Genomic DNA, 17177 nt, shown 5'->3' with positions numbered 1-17177 from the left:
TTATTTAGTTATCGTAACGAATCATTTTATTTTCTTTTTGTTTCCTGTGCCAATACTTGTGTCAACCAGTTGGTATATTCGGTTTCTCGATTGATTGCGTGAGACAAAATCAAGTAGTGGCCATAATTTTCATGCTGCTCTTTTTCTGTCGGGAAAATCACTTGTTGTCTAGCCAATAAATGCTGTCTTTTTTCTTCATGAAGCTCCTTTTGCTGTTCAAGGATGTCGATCCACGCTGGATCATTGATGTCTTTCACAAAATAAAGTTTCAAGACAAATTCATCGCGGTTGACTGGCAGTTCATTGGGTGATGTATGGATCCATTCGTTTAACAAAATACGCCCTTCTTCCGTCAGCTGATAAATTTTCTTTTCTAGTTTGACGCCAGTGATCCCTACTTCATGTTTGATGATGCCTAGTTCTTCCATTTTAGCCAATTCAGGATAGATTTGACTGTGTTTTGCCTGCCAAAATTCACCGATCTCATTTTTAAATGCTTGGTTCAACTCATACCCCGTTTGATTTTTTTTGCTCAGTAGTCCCAATAAAATATAGCGTAATGTGTTTTTTCTAGCCATCAAAATTCCCTCCTTGACATTCTCTCAAAATCATTCTATCATAATCACGTAATCAAAATCATGTAAATTATTACATGTTTTAATTTAAAAGGAGATGTTTTACATGAAAGAATTCAAAAACTTAGAAGATTTTATCGGAACTCACTTTATCTATACGTATGATAACGGTTGGGAATATGAATGGTATGCCAAAAATGACCATACCGTTGATTATCGCATTCACGGTGGAATGGTCAAAGGACGTTGGGTCAAAGACCAAGAAGCAGATATCGTAAAATTAACCGATGGTGTATTTAAAATCACTTGGACTGAACCAACTGGTACAGATGTCGCATTAGACTTTATGCCAAATGAGAAAAAACTACATGGTACGATTTTCTTCCCTAAATGGGTCGAAGAACATCCAGAGATCACTGTTACTTTCCAAAACGAACATATTGCTGAAATGGAAGCTGCTCGTGAAAAATATGAAACTTATCCTAAATTAGTCGTTCCTGAATTTGCGACAATTACTTATATGGGTGATGCGGGTGTTGATAATGAGGATGTTATCAGTGAAGAACCTTATGAAGGGATGCCTAAAGACATTCGTGAAGGTCGTTACTTTGACGAAAACTACCATCGTGTCAATAAATAATCCATTTGCTTAGCTTAGGGAACAAAGCCACTCCTTCATGTCATGAAGTTCAGTGACTTTTCCCATAGTTTTTTGGGGATATAAAATAAAGTTTATGCTAGCACTTGCTTATTGATCAGCAACAATCTCGTTAAATACTTTTCCAATGATTTCTTTATGAATTACATAAATAATTTCATATTATTTTCAGTTTTTTTCTAATTCCTTGCCTCTCTTTTCATTAACCTTTATGATAAGTTTAGTTATTATATGAAAAGGAGCAGAACAGTTGAAAAAATATAGACCATATTTTTTGATTTTTATTTTCGCAATTATTTTCGTATTGCCGAATATCTTATCACAAAAATTGATTATCGGGGCCGACGCACCATTTCACTATAATCGCTTCTATGATGCAGCACAACAAATAATCCACGGTGATTTACACTACTTTCCTTCGATGTATGGCTTTCAACAAAGCGGTCGGATCGTCAATGCGATTTACGGTCCGTTATTCTCATACTTCCAAGGGTTGATCGTACTCGTTGCAAGAAGTTGGTATCATTATCAGATCTTATCAAATTTTATCCTCTTCCTTATCGCAGGTTGGTCCATGTTGACTTTGTTGCGCTACGTCAAAGTACGTGATTGGGTGAGCGTGCCGGTTTCAGTATTATTCATGACGACCTATTCGATTCAGTATTGGGCTGTCAATCAAGGATTTACGAGTTGGGGAACCGTTTTTTATCCTTTATGTATGATCCCTCTCGTTGATTTCATCGTGCATAAGAAATTCCCTGTACTTAAAGTGACTGCCGCGATTGCCTTGATGACACAGATCCATTTACTGTCATCCGTCATGTTAGTGTTGATGTACATTCCGTTTTACGGCTATTATTTCTTTACGCAAACGAACAAAGGAAAAGCGCTTCTCCAATTAGGGAAATCCATTTTGCTTTACTTTATCCTAACAGCAAATATTTGGGTAGGTATGGCGATGGTTTACAGCGGTAACGAGATTCTTCCACCTTTCGTCAACCGAAGAATGACAGAAAAAGCAATCAATCTTGAGGGAAGTTACTGGTTGAATTATCCAAAGATTTTCCCTATCGTTTTGTTTGCTGGATTTTTATTTTTCTTGTTGTTCCGAAAACGAGAAAAACTGTTCCCAAAACTATTGTTACGGACAAGCGTTGTGTTCTTCCTACTTTCAACTAGTTTGATTCCTTGGAATACATTAGTTGAAAACGAAGTGCCATTTATTAGCTTGATCCAGTTCCCGTTTCGTTTCTTTGTTCCATTTACCTTGCTTTTCTTACTTTACTTTGCGATCGTCGCCAATCGCTGGGAGAAAAAGACTTGGTTACGTGTAGGTGCGACGTTACTGATTTTGTTCAGTAGTATCCAAACCATCCAAAACTTAAACCGTCACCTCGATAAATGGGAAGATGAAACCTTTGTCAGTCGTCACACGTACCTCTTCGATACACCTGATGAAGCGAGAAAAACCTTCTATAGTCATGATATGTCCAAAAGTTTGTTTGTTTTCCAAAAAACGACGCCGGATTATTTGCCGATCTATGAACAAACGAAAGCAAATAAATACGATCGTTACAATGAAGAAATTTTAGAAAACGAAACTACCTTTATCAAATCACATCCGGATGGACGCTTGAGCATCAAATGGAAAAACACTGGTGAGCCAACTGTGCATGTTCCAGTTATCGTATATGATCGAACTGTCTTGATGCAAAACGGCAAGAAATTGACAGATTTTGAATTGACCGATATCGGCACCCCGATCGTCAAACAGCATAATGGGATCAACGAGATCATTCTCTATTACGATCTTCCAATCTATTTCTACTTCGTTGTTGGCATGACTATTGCAGGCTGGCTGACATTTTTAGGAATCTATCTTTCACAAAAATTTAATTTTAGGAAAGAAAAAAATGTAAAATCAGTTAAACTATAATTTTTTTAGAACGCTCAAAACATAAGCGGGGCTGTGACAGATTGACTGCCACGGCCCCGCTTATGTTTTAAAAATTTGAAAGTTGGAAAATTATACTTTCTCTGCAGACAATCGATTGGTTAGTAATGATCTTTTGCAGAATAAATAAAGATTGTCTCATTCTCAACTCTAGCCTGTGTCCATCTGTAATTCTTCTGGACCATTTCCCAGATAAATCATATTTTAGCGGTTAAGGTTTTCCTAATCTAGCAAAGGAAGAACGGTCAATATCCTTTATTAACTTATTAATTTTTTTATATTAGTTTTGTTTCCTTGCTCATACTAATAAAGATAGTCCTCCCAAGCATCATCAGACCAAGCCTTAATCACCCGATTAAATTTTTATATTGATAAATTATAAAGGATTCTTTTAATAACCTTAATTTCATTCTCTAGCAACACCGTAAGATATATTCCCCATATTTTTAGATTTTCTGTGTGGTTACTCTGCCGCTTACTTATAAATACGTTTATTTCTTCTTTTTTTGTGGCTATCTGATCGCCACAATCTTCATCAAATCAATGATGTCAGTTTCTGTTTTCACTTCAAAGAGCAATGGCCAACTAGATGGACCGAATTTTTTTCGTTTTTTCCAGACTTCTTGGATTTTCGGTTGCAATTCGACCTGTAGCTTTTCCATTTCATTTACTTTTTTATCAGTTATTGTCATGGTTACGATCAAGCCATTCTTTTTAAAAATAATATCAAAGAGCCACTTTTTTTTATGCCAATACCCAAATTGCCAACTGTCCCAAAATCTCAACTCACGTTTCAAATCATAACGATTATTTAAAATCTCTTCTATCTTAGATAAACGTTCGCAAGCATCCTTACCGATAAACATTTTTATCAAGTCTTCTGTGGGTTCATTCTGTTTATCTGATAAAACTTCCGCTTCATTTCGTTTCATCTCATCATCCTCCTTCATAACTGTAGCCATTGGTAAGCACTTAAAACATCTCTTTGAAATCGTTATCAAAAAATCGAAACATTTTTATTCTCTTATCTTGATCAATTGAAACTCTTTGTAAAATGATACTAGATTCCCTTTGTCACAAGAATCAAAGCCAAACTTTTCATAAAAACGCCTGACATTTGAAGCATCTTCAGTCAACAGGATTTTCTGCCTCACATCTTTATATTCCTGTAAAACCTTATCCATCAATTGAGTGCCTATCTTTTTATTTTGAAAATCAGGATGAACTAAGAGATCTTGAATATATAAAATTGTCTGCCCATCACCAACAACTCTGATCAACCCTACTAGTTTGCCTTGATGCCAAGAAGTTATCACTGATAATGAATGATTGATTGCTTTTTCTAACCGCTCCAAGTCATTCGTATATTCAGTCCATCCCACACTAGAATAGAGATTTTCTAGTCCATTTTTATTTATCCGAGCATTGGTCTTATAATCGATCATGGATTCCCCCCCCTATTTATTTTAGCTTGCTCCTTTTCGTTACCTCGATTATATCAATATTCCTTCGAATCCACTTGATCTAACTGTAAACCAAGTCTACTTATCCCACATTTTATCTAGCCATTCTAAAATTGGTTTGCAAATGTTTTTCTAGACCACCAAGAATAGTCAGCAACGCTAAAAAACACACCTTCAAAACAGCTGATTGTTTTAGAAGGTGTCCTTATTTTTTATTCGCCTTTTTACCTTTTCACGCTCACTTTATCGTTCCATTTCCACAGCCACCCCAAAATGGTCACTAACGATTGGTCCGTTCGTGCCGTCAAAGATGCGCGTGTAGGCACTGACTTTGCTATCCATTGGAACGAAAATATAGTCGATTCGTAAAGCCTCTGTGTTGTTTTCCCACCCATCGATTTTTTTCTCGATCGTGGCTTCTTCAGATTTTTGCTCTGCTAAAAGATAGGAGTCTTTGACTTTCAGTTGGTTAGCTGCCACTAAGCGATACCCTTCCTCGCCTACCGGATTATTAAAATCACCCATTAGCAAACAAGGCATTTGATACGTTAAGAGTTGTTTCTGTAAGAATTGCCACTCGTAGGCAAAGCCAGTTTCTACATCTGACCACCACGAAAAGTGACAACTTGCGACAACGATCGGTTGATTCTCGATCACGGTCTTAGCAACGAGGATCATGCGGGTACGGTAGTTTTCTTTTTCTTTTGTTTCGGATACTAGGTATGCCCGACTGTCTAAAGGGGTCTTTGATAAAATAGCATTTCCTTCTTCATATTTGTCATACCCGATATGACTCATTTCCCAACTCCAAAAATAAGCTTCTCCTGCTTCAGCTAATCTTTGGACGAGGCAATAAGCGAAATTATCTTCGTGAATCGGGGTTTGATTCATTACTGGACAAAAATCGACTAACTGTTGTTCGTTGACAATATTCGTTTTGATCAGTTGATTGACCTCTTGCAAAGCAATCACATCATATCCCTCGGCTACAATCTTGTCAGTGAGTTCTTGAAGTTTAGTGAATGGATCTTCTTCCAACCAACTATGCGTATTCAACGTCATTACTTTCATTTTTTTGGGAACCTCTTTTCCTTTTTACATAAAAATCAGAGACTGCTACGTCAGCGCTGATCGTTGAAGAAAAAATCCCCATCGTCTTGCTTTTTCGTCACAATCTCTGAATACTTCTTTTATTTATTATAGCTTGATTTTACCGATTTCTGTACCTATTTCAACAGAACCAAGAGTGGTGATCGCAACTTCTTTCACTTTATCATCAGTAAAAATGACCATGATCGTTGTATCTTTCCCTTGTTCTTTGACTTTGGCAAGATCCATTCGTGCAATTGGGGTGCCTGGTGTGACTTCTTGTCCTTCTTTGACAGAAACTTCAAATGCAGGTTCTGCCATTTGGACAGTATCGATTCCCATGTGGATCAGTACTTCTGCACCTTCCGCTGTTTCCATACCGATTGCGTGTTTCGTTGGGAATACGCTGACGATTTTACCGGCTACTGGAGCTGTGATCGCATCTGTTTCAGGAATGACCGCAAACCCATCTCCCATCATTTTTTGTGAAAAGACTGGATCATTGACCTCTGCTAAAGCAATCACTTCACCTTTTGCCACTGCGTATAATTCTTTTTCGATCCCTAATGCTGCTGTCGCTGTTTCTTTTTCCATCACGACTTCTTTGACTTGTGGTTCAGGGATATCTGCCCCTGATTGCAATAGATCTTCGATATCTGATTTTAAAACATCCGCTTTTGGTCCATAAACCGCTTGGACGCCGTTGTCTTTTACGATCAAGCCCATTGCGCCTGCACGCTTCCATGCGTCTTCTGAACCGACTCTACCTCGATCGGCAACTGTTACACGTAACCGTGTCATACAAGCATCCACGTCTTTAATGTTTTCTTTTCCACCTAATAGATGGATGATTTGGATGATTTGTTGATCAGCAGGTCCGGCTGTCGTGCCATTTGTTGTTTCTTCGCTATCGCTGTCGTAGTTTCCGTTACGTCCTGGTGTTGCAAAGTTGAATTTCTTGATCAAGAAATTCGCTAAGAAGTAAGTCACTACACCAAAGAGAATGACACAGATGACGAAGTTGATCAAATCACCGCCAAGTCCTGCTTTGATTGCTAATGGTGTCCGCGTCAATAATTCGATGTTCCCGAATGAATGGACACGTAATGGTAAAATATCAGCCATTGCAAAAGCTGCCCCTTGGATCACTGCATAGATGGCATAAAGTGGCACTGCCGCAAACATAAACATAAATTCTAGTGGTTCTGTTACCCCTGTTAAAAAGACAGCTAAAGCAGCTGAGAAGTACATTGATTTGTATTTCGCTTTTTTATCTGGGTCGACATTGCGATACATGGCAAGTGCCATCCCCATCAAAATACCAGAAGAACCGATCATTTGACCGACTTTAAAACGAGCTGGTGTCCAGTTTTGCAACACGAATTCGTATTGTGACATGTCGCCTGCTCCTCTTAGGTTCACTAAGTCAGTTGCCCAAGCTAACCATAATGGATCTTGTCCAAATACTTGTGTCCCTGCTTGTGCACCAGATAAAATCTCGTACGTTCCACCTAATTGCGTATAGTTGATTGGAATCGTCAACATATGGTGTAACCCGAATGGTAACAATAAACGTTCCAATGTTCCATATAAAAATGGTGCTAAAATTGGCGCACTATCTTGTGACTGTGCGATCCATAAACCGAAATTGTTGATTCCTGCTTGGATTGCTGGCCAAACTGCTGCCAAAATTAGTGCAACGATCGTTGACCATAGAATCACTACAAAAGGAACAAAGCGTTTGCCGTTAAAGAAAGAAAGTGCATCTGGCAATTTACGGTAGTTATAGTATTTGTTATACGCCATCGCACCGACAAAACCGGCGATGATCCCTACGAATACCCCCATATTCAATGCAGGCGCTTCTAGTACACTCGTAAAGAATCCTTTGACCATGATCCGTGTGCCGAATAACGTATGTGTGAACGCATCTTCGTTTGCTAACATCTCTGTTGTCACACCAAAAATCGCACCTGTGATCCGATTGATCAAAACAAATGAAATACCGGCAGCAAATGCTCCGCCTGCACGTTCTTTCGCCCAGCTACCACCTATTGCTAACGCAAATAATAAATGTAAGTTTCCAATAATTGCCCAACCAATACTTTCAAGAACGCCACCCGTAGTAACAAGCGCTGCCATATCCGGGTTGATCAATGGGATCGATTTCCCGATACTGATCATCAAACCAGCAGCTGGCATCACTGCGACAACGACCATTAAAGCCTTTCCAAATTTCTGCCAAAACTCAAAACTAAATAATTTTTTCAATTTCTATCTCTCCTTTACGCAATCGGTTTCGTTAATCCGTATTATAGAGGTAATTTCTTTTTTTGTAAATGCTTTATTTTTATTTTATTTGTTTTTTCTTTTGAAAAATAAAAACTCTACAATATAGTATATACCCTTTATCAATAATAATATATTCACGATATTTTTTTCTTGCTAGTCATTTCTCAACAAAAAGATTCTCGATTTCTCACTTTGCTATTGACTAACGCAACCGGTTGCGTTTATTATAAACCTAAGAAATGAAATATTTAGGAGGAGAATCATGAAACAAATCAAACGCTTATTCCAAATCGATCCTTGGAAAATCAGTACGACAACATTAGATAAAGAAAATTTACGTTTGCAAGAGTCCTTGACAAGTATTGGAAACGGCTACATGGGGATGCGTGGGAATTTTGAAGAAACGTACTCTGGCGATCATCATCAAGGTACCTATTTAGCGGGCATCTGGTATCCCGACAAAACTCGTGTTGGTTGGTGGAAAAACGGCTATCCTGAATACTTCGGAAAAGTGATCAACGCTGTCAACTTTATTGCGATGGACATTTACATCAACGACCAACTGATTGATTTAGCTTCTCTTGATCCAGAGGATTTTCATTGGGAATTAGATATGAAAAACGGGGTCTTATCTCGTCATTTTACGATCACCACAGCAACGAATAAAGTTCGGTTCTCATTTGAGCGTTTCTTGAGTATCGTCAAAAACGAAGTAGCTTATATCCGTGTAACTGTAGAACTACTTGCCGGCACTGGCAATGTAAAATTTGTTTCTAAACTTGATGGGAATGTTCAAAATGAAGATAGTAACTACGATGAACATTTCTGGAATCAAATCGACCGCAGCACAAAAGATTCAATCGGTTATTTGACAACCAAAACGATTCCTAACGCTTTTGATATTGAACAATTCACTGTCACTGCTGGCATGCGTCATTTGATTAACGGTGAAGAAACGACACCTGTATTTGAAGAAAAGACATTAGCGTTACAAGGCGTCTTCTCATTTGACCTAACGCTAAATGAACCGATCGTCATGGACAAAGAAGTCGTGATTTTGACAAGTCGTGATATCCCTGAAGCACAACAAGCCTCAACACTTCTAGAAGAATTCAAACAGTTGGCTACCCATTACGACGCAGCCAAAGAAGAACAAACTGCCGCTTGGGCAAAACGTTGGGAATTAGCGGATGTAGTCATTGAGGGTGATGACGAAGCGCAACAAGGGATTCGTTTCAACCTTTTCCAATTATTCTCTACTTATTATGGTGAAGATGAGCGCTTGAATATTGGACCAAAAGGCTTTACTGGTGAAAAATACGGCGGTGCCACTTATTGGGATACAGAAGCTTATGCCGTGCCACTTTATCTTGCATTAGCTGACCCAGAAGTGACGAAAAATTTATTGAAATACCGTCATAATCAATTGCCACAAGCTATTCATAATGCCCAACAACAAGGATTAAAAGGTGCCCTTTATCCAATGGTGACCTTTACTGGTGTCGAATGCCACAATGAGTGGGAAATCACCTTTGAAGAAATCCACCGGAACGGTGCAATTGCTTATGCGATTTACAACTATACAAATTATACTGGCGACACGTCTTATCTGAAAAAAGAAGGGCTTGAAGTATTGGCTGAAATCGCTCGTTTCTGGGCAGATCGTGTCCATTACTCAAAACGCCAAAACAAATATATGATCCACGGCGTGACTGGTCCAAATGAATACGAAAACAACATCAATAATAACTGGTATACGAATACGATTGCTGCTTGGGTCCTCCGTTATACACGAGAAAACTATTTAGCTTATAGAGAAGAAGCAACGATCGAGATCACTGAAGAAGAATTAGATCAATGGGCAGATATCGTTGAGAATATGTACTACCCTGTTGACGAAGAGCAAGGTATTTTTGTTCAACATGATACATTCCTAGATAAAGATTTGATGCCGGTTTCGGATTTACCGCTCAGCGAATTGCCATTGAATCAAAAATGGTCTTGGGATAAAATCTTGCGTTCTTGCTTTATTAAACAAGCGGATGTTTTACAAGGCATCTACTTCTTCAATGAAGAATTTACAACAGAGGAAAAACGACGAAACTTTGATTTCTATGAGCCAATGACTGTCCATGAGTCTTCCCTTTCCCCAAGTATCCATGCGATTTTAGCTGCTGAACTTGGTTTGGAAGAAAAAGCAGTTGAAATGTATCAACGTACTGCTCGTTTAGATTTGGATAACTATAATAACGACACGGAAGATGGCTTGCACATCACTTCGATGACAGGTAGCTGGTTAGCAATCGTCCAAGGCTTTGCTCAAATGAAAACTGCCCATGGCGAATTATCTTTTGCTCCTTTTTTACCAAACACATGGAACGCCTATTCTTTCCATATCAACTATCGTGGTCGTTTGATTTTTGTTGCTGTTTCTGACGAACAAGTAACCTTCACATTACTAAATGGTGAAGCACTAGAATTAAGTGTTTACGGACAAAAACAAGCGTTGACTGATCAATTGACGATCCCATTAAGAAAGGAAGATGCACATGTTTAAGGGTGTTCTATTCGATTTAGATGGTGTCATCACCGACACAGCAGAGTTCCATTATCGCGCTTGGAAAAAACTTGGTGAAGAAATCGGGGTTTCAATCGACCGCAACTTCAACGAACAATTGAAAGGCGTTAGCCGGGAAGATTCATTGACGTTACTTCTTGCCTATGGTAAGAAAGAAAATGATTTCTCAAACGAAGAATTCGCTGATTTAGCTAAACGCAAAAATGAGTACTATCTAGAAATGATCCAAGAAATCACACCATCAGACGTATTTCCGGGTATCGTTTCCTTATTAACGGAATTAAAAGAAGCGGGCATCAAGATCGCCTTAGCTTCCGCAAGCAAAAACGGCCCATTGTTGCTGAATAAAATGCAGTTGACTGACTACTTTGATGCAATTGCCGACCCTGGCAAAGTAGCAAGTGGCAAACCCGCCCCTGATATCTTTTTATTAGCAGCAAAAGAAATCGGCTTAGCTGCTACTGAGTGTGTAGGTATCGAAGATGCAAAAGCAGGCATCCAAGCAATCATCGCAAGCGGTGCCTATCCTGTAGGCGTTGGGCGCAAGGAAGATCTTGGGGAGGAAATTCCGATCGTCGCTGATACGTCTGCGTTAACACTCGACTATCTGCAACAAGTTTGGCGTAAAGATGTCTGAACCAAGCATCTCTGTTCTCCCCATCAAACAAACAAACCTAAAAAAAATCACATTGAAGAACGACGAGCTAGAAGTCGTTCTTCTCAATTATGGTGCTCGTTTACACCAAGTGTTCACACCCGACAGGAATGGTCTCAAGGAAAATGTCTTACTCTCTTACGACAATCTCCAAGATGTTTTATCCGATCAAAGTTTTTTTGGTGCAACTGTTGGTCCAGTGGCAGGTAGGATCAGAAATGGCGAATGGGAAACGCATCAACTAGAAAAAAATAATGGGCATCATCATATCCATGGCGGAACAAACGGTTGGTCCTTTCAATATTGGGAGGTAGAAGTATTCAAATCACCTCAAGCAGTTGGTGTCGTCTTTTATTTAAAAGACACTTCCTCGGGTTATCCAGGACCAATCACCGCTACTGTCACTTATCAGTTAGAGGGTAACAAATTAGTGATGATCACTAAGGCGAATAGCGTCGTTGAAACGATTTGTAATCCTACAAATCACGCCTATTTCAATCTATCAGGTAACGGAAAGCGAGATATTGATACGCATCAACTTCAAATCCAATTAGATAGCCTGTTACTTCTTGATCATGATAACTTACCTACAGGAGAAACAATCGCTAAAGAGGACTTACCCATCGATTTCCATAAATCGAATCCCTTAACGGAAATTTTGTCTAAGTATCCTACGGGGCTTGATGATGTCTTTTTATTGAATTCACCGAAACTAACAAAAAATAGTTTAACATTATCAGAAGAAACTTCCGGTCGCCAAATGAATATAGCAACTACGAACAAAAGTATGGTATTATTTTCTACAACTGGATTCGATGAAGAGCTACAAATCAATGGCAAAAAGATGCACTCTAATTTTGGTTTAGCCATCGAACCACAAGAAATACCAGATATCGTTCACTTTCCGGCGTTTGGCTCGATCACACTACGTCCTGGACAAGAACGTATCAGCCAAACAACTTATGAATTCAGTACATTCACTTGACCATTTTTGCTTTATTTGATTTTAAGAAGCCAACCAAGACGATGAACGATGAAAAAAGAAAGGTGATTTAATTTATGTCAATTACAGTGAAAGATGTTGCAAAAAAAGCAGGTGTAGCGACATCGACTGTTTCTCGCGTGATCAACGATCATCCAAGCATTTCTGAAACAACGAAAAAGAAAGTACGAAAAATCATGGATGAGCTAGGATATGTGCCAAATATCACGGCGAGAAATCTTGGTAAACGTATATCAAGCGCTGTAGGTGTCATTCTTCCACCACTCGATTCAAAAGAGCGTCTTGGCAACCCGTTTTATCTTGAGATCATGGAAGCAATCAACGAAGAAGCTCGTCATCACGGCGTGACAACAGCTATCGCTACAGCCAAAAGTTTCGACCTCTTGTTAGAGAACGTTCAGCGAATGCATTTGCAAAAACAAGTCGATGGCTTTATCCTTGTTTATTCGGATAGCGAAGACCCAGTCATCGATTATCTTTATGAACAACAGATTCCGTTCACGCTGATCGGACAACCGTATCACCATGAGAACGAAATCATCTACATTGACAATGACAATCAATTGTTAGGGAAACAAGCAACTGAATTCTTGATTGATAATGGTCATAAAAACATTCTTTTCGTGACTAATACCACCCACGAAAGTTTATACTTTGAACGCTATTTCGGGTATCAAAAAGCCATGATGTTAGCGGGATTGAATGCCCAGCCAAGTGTCACTTTGGAACAAGCCGAAGATTACTTGGCGTTTGATTCGATTTTGAAAAATACGGAAGCGACAGCATTAGTTGTCATCGATGATATTTTCGCGCTGCGCACGATGCAACTCGCTCAAATGTATGGCTATGTCATCCCGGAAACCCTTTCGATGATCAGCTTCAACAACTCGATTTTCTCTACTTTGATGCACCCTTATTTAACGAGTATCGACATCGATATCTCTGAGTTAGGGCGAGTCGCAATGCAAAAATTACAAGAACTGATCCACGAAGAAGTGAGCAATGGCGTACGCTTAGTGATCCCCCATCGTTTGATCAAACGAGAAACCGTTGTTCCATTGAAAGAAAAATAGGTCATTCATTCCTAGGAAGATCAAACAAAAATAGAGCATTAGAACACGTCTACTTAGCCAAAAGTTGAGACGTCTCTATTTTTTGCTCTTGATTTTTTAAGAAAAACAACACCTACGAAGAAAAAAGTTCTTCATAGGTGTTGTTTTATATTCTCTAAGAGATCGTTTTTCCTGTTATTCTTTTAAGTCTGTTTCAACTTCAGTCAACCAGGTTGCTTTCTTCACGCGATTGATGATCAACGGAATAACGAACATCACGATCGCAATGGCCCCAACAAGCAATGCATCCGCTAATGTTGAAGTTCCTAATGTTGAAACAACAACAGCGATGATTGCCAGCATCAACATACAGCTAACAAGCCAAGCAAAGCCATTTCCTTTTTTACCGATTCGATAAGGACGTGCCAATTCTGGATGGCTACTTCTCATTTTTAATAATGATACGGCAATCAAGAAATAAACAATGCAATAAATCACGGTTGTTGCATTTGTTAATGTAAGAAAGACCGCACTTACATCATCCATTATGCCATATAGCAATGCAAAGAGTGAGATAACTACTGATTGTGTCAATACAACATTTCTCGAAACACCATATTCGTTTTCTTTATGGAAACCAAATTTTGGTGGTAAGAACCCTTCACGAGCCACTTGGATGATTGTTTTCGAAGGTCCAGTTACCCAAGCAGATAATTGTAAAAGAACACCAATAAAGACCATAAAGCTGAAGATATTACCAATGATCGTTGGCAATCCTAAAATATCACAATAGATCAATACTGGTTGTGTGATATTTGCCAATTCCATCGTTCCTTCTGGTACGACATTTGCGACAAACAAAGCGTTGATGACATTCAATAAGACAAGTCCGATCAATGCAATGAAGACCCCTTTAGTATAGTTCTTCGTTGCATCTTTCAAACGAGGCATATACACTGAACTCATTTCGATCCCTACAAAGATAAATGTGATCCCTGCCAAATATTTCAACGAGTCACTGTGTTGTAGATCAGGCAATGCTTTTGACCATGAGAAATCTCCTAGATAGCCATTTGAAACAAGTCCCACTTTGAAAAACGCTAAGATCCCCAAAACAAACATGATCACAACAGGAATATATACCCCTAGCCAAACACCAATGTTCCCGCCGACTTTCGCCATGTCAAACTTCAAATTGAGCAATGTGATGATCCAGTAGATGACCAAGATACAGCCTAAAACAAAGTAGTGATTGTTTCCAAGAGATGCATTTCCGAATGTATTTCCTAATAATGGCCCTAAGGTAGAAGCGACCATTACCATTCCCGGGAACATTTGCACCCATAGTAACCAAGCAACGACAAATCCCCATTTACTACCTAGTGCTGTTTTGACCCAAAGTTGTGGGCCTCCTTCTTGTGGAAGCATCGTTGATAATTCACCAGAAATCATTGAAATAGGTCCAGCAAAAAACAAGACGGCAAAAATAGTGTAAAAAATCAATGTCCAACCAACAGCTGACAACGTTGGGATACTACGAACAGTGGCACATAGCGCCATAGTCAAACCAATGAATGTTCCTAGCCCCATTTTACTTACTTGAGCTTTACTCAATTTTGACACTCTCCTTATTAATGATTAAATAGGCGTGTCTTTGAAACTTTTTCATTAATAGCAAATAAAAGCAAACGTACGGACAACTTGTGCTTTGAGTATTTTTGCTTGGATCATCAAGCTTCAAAGGCACTCCAGCATGAAATAAATGAGTTGAGAGAGGAGACTCATCCTTCGTTCTTTTTGAACGAGAGATGAGCGCTCGTTCGATTCCCTTTCTCCTCACTCATCCAAAGATTTACGTTTATTTTGTTTCGTTTGCCACTAACTGATCTGCATAGATTTTTTCTAGTTTACTTTGAAGCGCTGCTTTGATTTTTTCTGCATATTCTTCAAAATGTTCTGCTTTATTCATATATGGCGTCATGACACTAGCACGTAAGACTGTGACTTTTCCAGCGCGTTCCCATTCTTCTTCTGTAAATCCTAATTGTTTTACAAATTGTAATGGGCTATTGCCATAATCTGGAATCGCAAAGTCTGTATGAGAGGTCAAGAATTCATTGCCATAGATGCTTCCTTTGACATAAGAAGAATAATCATACACATCATGGTTCAATTGATTCATTGCTACCAGATCATCATTGCCTTTTTCTTTGAATACATAATCGACCATATTGAAATCTGGATAAGTCAATGGATGAACCTCAATTTCTTTATCACCCACTTTGAATGTTAAATTATTCAAGAAATTGAAGAAACGATGTGCACCTTCGATCGATGCCCCCATCAATTTACCGTAACCAGTCACATTCAATGGTAGTACATGATGTGCTGCCCAAACACTTGCGGCAGTTGCTCCAGCTTTTGATCCTTCTAAGATATAAGCACCAAGTAATGCTGGGATATCTGCTCCTTTTTCAAATACATACGTTGCAAAGTAAGAGATCACATCGCGCATACGAATGTCTTTGATTACGATTCCTCCAGCAGAGTAAGGAACATAGCCCATTTTATGTGGATCAATCGTTACTGATTCTGCTTCTTCAATTGCTTGATACGCATGATGCACTTCTTTTAAAAGATAGTCTTTATTTTCTGTGAAGACATGATGTTTTGCGTGTACTTCTTTCAATTGATCAAATGGAATGAATTCATTGTTTTCATCAAGGAAGATCGCACGTCCGTAACCACCGTAAGCTGCATCTACGTGTAGGTAGAAATAAATACCTTCTTTTTCTAGTGCGCGACGTAATTCAACGATTTTGTCGATTTCATCGATTGCACCTTCTTCGGTAGAACCAACGACACCAACGACACCTAAAACTGGTGTTTGTTCAGCAGCCAATTCACGAATGATCGCTTCGAGTTCATTGATATCCATGCGGTAGTTGTGATCGACAGGCACTGGGATCACTTGATCTAGACCGACACCAATGATGTCTGCTGCTTTCAACCAAGAGTAGTGTTTTGTTTGTGGTACTAACCATTTACCTAATTGTTGCAGATGTTTCCCACTGCGTGCAGAATGTGCTTTGATCTCATCGATTTTTTCTGGCACTTGGTCTAATAGATCGATGATTTCACGCGTTGAAAGATTCATCAATTCCCAGTCTGTTTTTCCGGAAACCAATTCAGGTGTCACTTCTTTCATCGCAAGTGGCAATGATTTGATGTTACGTGCATACCATAGACCTTCCAAGTTAGCTAATGAACCATCTGCGACGATGTGTCCCCAGCCATTTTTGTACCCCATCAATGTAGCAAATTCCATTCCTACTTCTTCTTCCATTTGACTCGTTGCTGGAGAAGATTCATAAGCGACATTATTTCCGTTCCATAACATCGCAAAATTATAAGCCAATAATGATGGCATCAATGTTTCAGAGTTCATATGTCCCCAATAACGTCCTGCATTATGCCATGGGACAGAGTGCGTACGCATCCGCGTAGAGATTTCTGCTAACACGTCTTTTGTTTTGTTGATCGTGTGAGCGAAGCTTTCACTGCTTTTTTCTTCCGGCGTAATGATTGGCATATCTTGCGGCATATAATTTTGACGCCATCCTAAGTGTTCGTCCACTAATTCATTTAACAAAGCTTTATAGATTTGGCCATTCTCTGCTTTGTCTCCAATGAATAGTGCATTTAAATTTAAATCATTTACATTTGATTTCATGAAGAAACCCTCCTAAAAATAATTATTTAAATTTTGTCGAGGCTTAGGTTACACCTGTTTTTTATTTCTGTAAATATCATTTTTCCTATTTTCCTCATTTCATTTTAATGTTTTTAATTGTTTGA

The 17177-nt window shown here is 38.9% G+C and carries 13 protein-coding genes and 1 pseudogene; 6 read left to right on the top strand and 8 right to left on the bottom strand.

From position 1 onward, the window contains the following. Positions 1–26: 26 nt before the first annotated feature. Complete coding sequence (locus tag IGL24_RS02255; RefSeq protein WP_207699623.1) at positions 27–578, bottom strand: PadR family transcriptional regulator; 552 nt, start codon at positions 576–578, stop codon at positions 27–29. A 103-nt stretch (positions 579–681) separates the two neighbouring features. On the opposite strand from IGL24_RS02255, the gene IGL24_RS02250 reads away from it, so the two are divergent. Both IGL24_RS02250 and IGL24_RS02245 read left to right on the top strand, forming a co-directional pair. Next, positions 682–1215 (top strand): phenolic acid decarboxylase, encoded by a 534-nt coding sequence (locus tag IGL24_RS02250; RefSeq protein WP_207699624.1) that lies wholly within the window; start codon positions 682–684, stop codon positions 1213–1215. A gap of 268 nt (positions 1216–1483) precedes the next feature. Then, a complete protein-coding gene (locus tag IGL24_RS02245; RefSeq protein WP_207699625.1) occupies positions 1484–3169 on the top strand; it encodes a hypothetical protein in 1686 nt (561 codons plus the stop codon). Between the two features lie 119 nt (positions 3170–3288). Here the strand turns inward: IGL24_RS02245 and IGL24_RS02240 are convergent. The 5 genes and pseudogenes from IGL24_RS02240 to IGL24_RS02220 all read right to left on the bottom strand — a co-directional run bounded on the left by IGL24_RS02240 (position 3289) and on the right by IGL24_RS02220 (position 8010). After that, positions 3289–3538 (bottom strand): annotated as a pseudogene (locus IGL24_RS02240) (Txe/YoeB family addiction module toxin). A 161-nt stretch (positions 3539–3699) separates the two neighbouring features. Then, positions 3700–4119 carry a DUF3788 family protein gene (locus tag IGL24_RS02235; protein ID WP_207699626.1) on the bottom strand — a complete coding sequence of 140 codons (420 nt, stop codon included), beginning with the start codon at positions 4117–4119 and terminating at the stop codon, positions 3700–3702. 84 nt (positions 4120–4203) lie between these two features. Further along, on the bottom strand, positions 4204–4632 hold the full coding sequence (locus tag IGL24_RS02230; RefSeq protein WP_207699627.1) for a GNAT family N-acetyltransferase: 429 nt from the start codon (positions 4630–4632) through the stop codon (positions 4204–4206). Between the two features lie 261 nt (positions 4633–4893). Then, positions 4894–5721 carry an endonuclease/exonuclease/phosphatase family protein gene (locus tag IGL24_RS02225; RefSeq protein ID WP_207699628.1) on the bottom strand — a complete coding sequence of 276 codons (828 nt, stop codon included), beginning with the start codon at positions 5719–5721 and terminating at the stop codon, positions 4894–4896. A 126-nt stretch (positions 5722–5847) separates the two neighbouring features. Then, positions 5848–8010, bottom strand: coding sequence for a PTS transporter subunit IIBC (locus IGL24_RS02220; protein WP_207115860.1), 2163 nt, complete (start codon positions 8008–8010; stop codon positions 5848–5850). 283 nt (positions 8011–8293) lie between these two features. On the opposite strand from IGL24_RS02220, the gene IGL24_RS02215 reads away from it, so the two are divergent. The 4 genes from IGL24_RS02215 to IGL24_RS02200 all read left to right on the top strand — a co-directional run bounded on the left by IGL24_RS02215 (position 8294) and on the right by IGL24_RS02200 (position 13340). Then, complete coding sequence (locus IGL24_RS02215) at positions 8294–10588, top strand: glycoside hydrolase family 65 protein (protein ID WP_207699824.1); 2295 nt, start codon at positions 8294–8296, stop codon at positions 10586–10588. After that, positions 10581–11246 (top strand): beta-phosphoglucomutase, encoded by a 666-nt coding sequence (pgmB, locus tag IGL24_RS02210; RefSeq protein ID WP_207699825.1) that lies wholly within the window; start codon positions 10581–10583, stop codon positions 11244–11246. The genes IGL24_RS02215 and pgmB overlap by 8 nt, the downstream gene beginning before the upstream one ends. Then, entirely contained in the window at positions 11239–12249 is a 1011-nt protein-coding gene (locus IGL24_RS02205) for an aldose epimerase family protein (protein WP_207699826.1), read from the top strand. Before pgmB ends, IGL24_RS02205 begins: the two co-directional genes overlap by 8 nt. 74 nt (positions 12250–12323) lie before the next feature. Beyond that, a complete protein-coding gene (locus tag IGL24_RS02200; protein ID WP_207699827.1) occupies positions 12324–13340 on the top strand; it encodes a LacI family DNA-binding transcriptional regulator in 1017 nt (338 codons plus the stop codon). A 174-nt stretch (positions 13341–13514) separates the two neighbouring features. Here IGL24_RS02200 and tyrP read toward each other — a convergent pair whose 3' ends face one another. Together tyrP and tdc are read right to left on the bottom strand one after the other, a co-directional pair. Continuing rightward, complete coding sequence (gene tyrP / locus IGL24_RS02195) at positions 13515–14933, bottom strand: tyrosine-tyramine antiporter (RefSeq protein WP_207699828.1); 1419 nt, start codon at positions 14931–14933, stop codon at positions 13515–13517. 244 nt (positions 14934–15177) lie between these two features. Continuing rightward, positions 15178–17052, bottom strand: coding sequence for a tyrosine decarboxylase (gene tdc, locus IGL24_RS02190; RefSeq protein ID WP_207699829.1), 1875 nt, complete (start codon positions 17050–17052; stop codon positions 15178–15180). Positions 17053–17177 lie beyond the last annotated feature (125 nt).

This window comes from Enterococcus sp. DIV2371, assembly GCF_050498525.1.
GTDB lineage: Bacteria > Bacillota > Bacilli > Lactobacillales > Enterococcaceae > Enterococcus_B > Enterococcus_B mangumiae.
The sequence above is the reverse complement of the archived record's forward strand: the minus strand, read 5'-3'. Positions and strand labels throughout refer to the sequence as shown.

Coding starts and splice junctions, on each gene's coding strand:
- IGL24_RS02225 (WP_207699628.1), bottom strand. CDS start 5,721: ATGAAAGTAATGACGTTGAATACGCATAGTTGGTTGGAAGAAGATCCA.
- tdc (WP_207699829.1), bottom strand. CDS start 17,052: ATGAAATCAAATGTAAATGATTTAAATTTAAATGCACTATTCATTGGA.
- IGL24_RS02230 (WP_207699627.1), bottom strand. CDS start 4,632: ATGATCGATTATAAGACCAATGCTCGGATAAATAAAAATGGACTAGAA.
- IGL24_RS02235 (WP_207699626.1), bottom strand. CDS start 4,119: ATGAAACGAAATGAAGCGGAAGTTTTATCAGATAAACAGAATGAACCC.
- IGL24_RS02205 (WP_207699826.1), top strand. CDS start 11,239: ATGTCTGAACCAAGCATCTCTGTTCTCCCCATCAAACAAACAAACCTA.
- pgmB (WP_207699825.1), top strand. CDS start 10,581: ATGTTTAAGGGTGTTCTATTCGATTTAGATGGTGTCATCACCGACACA.
- IGL24_RS02255 (WP_207699623.1), bottom strand. CDS start 578: ATGGCTAGAAAAAACACATTACGCTATATTTTATTGGGACTACTGAGC.
- IGL24_RS02200 (WP_207699827.1), top strand. CDS start 12,324: ATGTCAATTACAGTGAAAGATGTTGCAAAAAAAGCAGGTGTAGCGACA.
- IGL24_RS02250 (WP_207699624.1), top strand. CDS start 682: ATGAAAGAATTCAAAAACTTAGAAGATTTTATCGGAACTCACTTTATC.
- IGL24_RS02215 (WP_207699824.1), top strand. CDS start 8,294: ATGAAACAAATCAAACGCTTATTCCAAATCGATCCTTGGAAAATCAGT.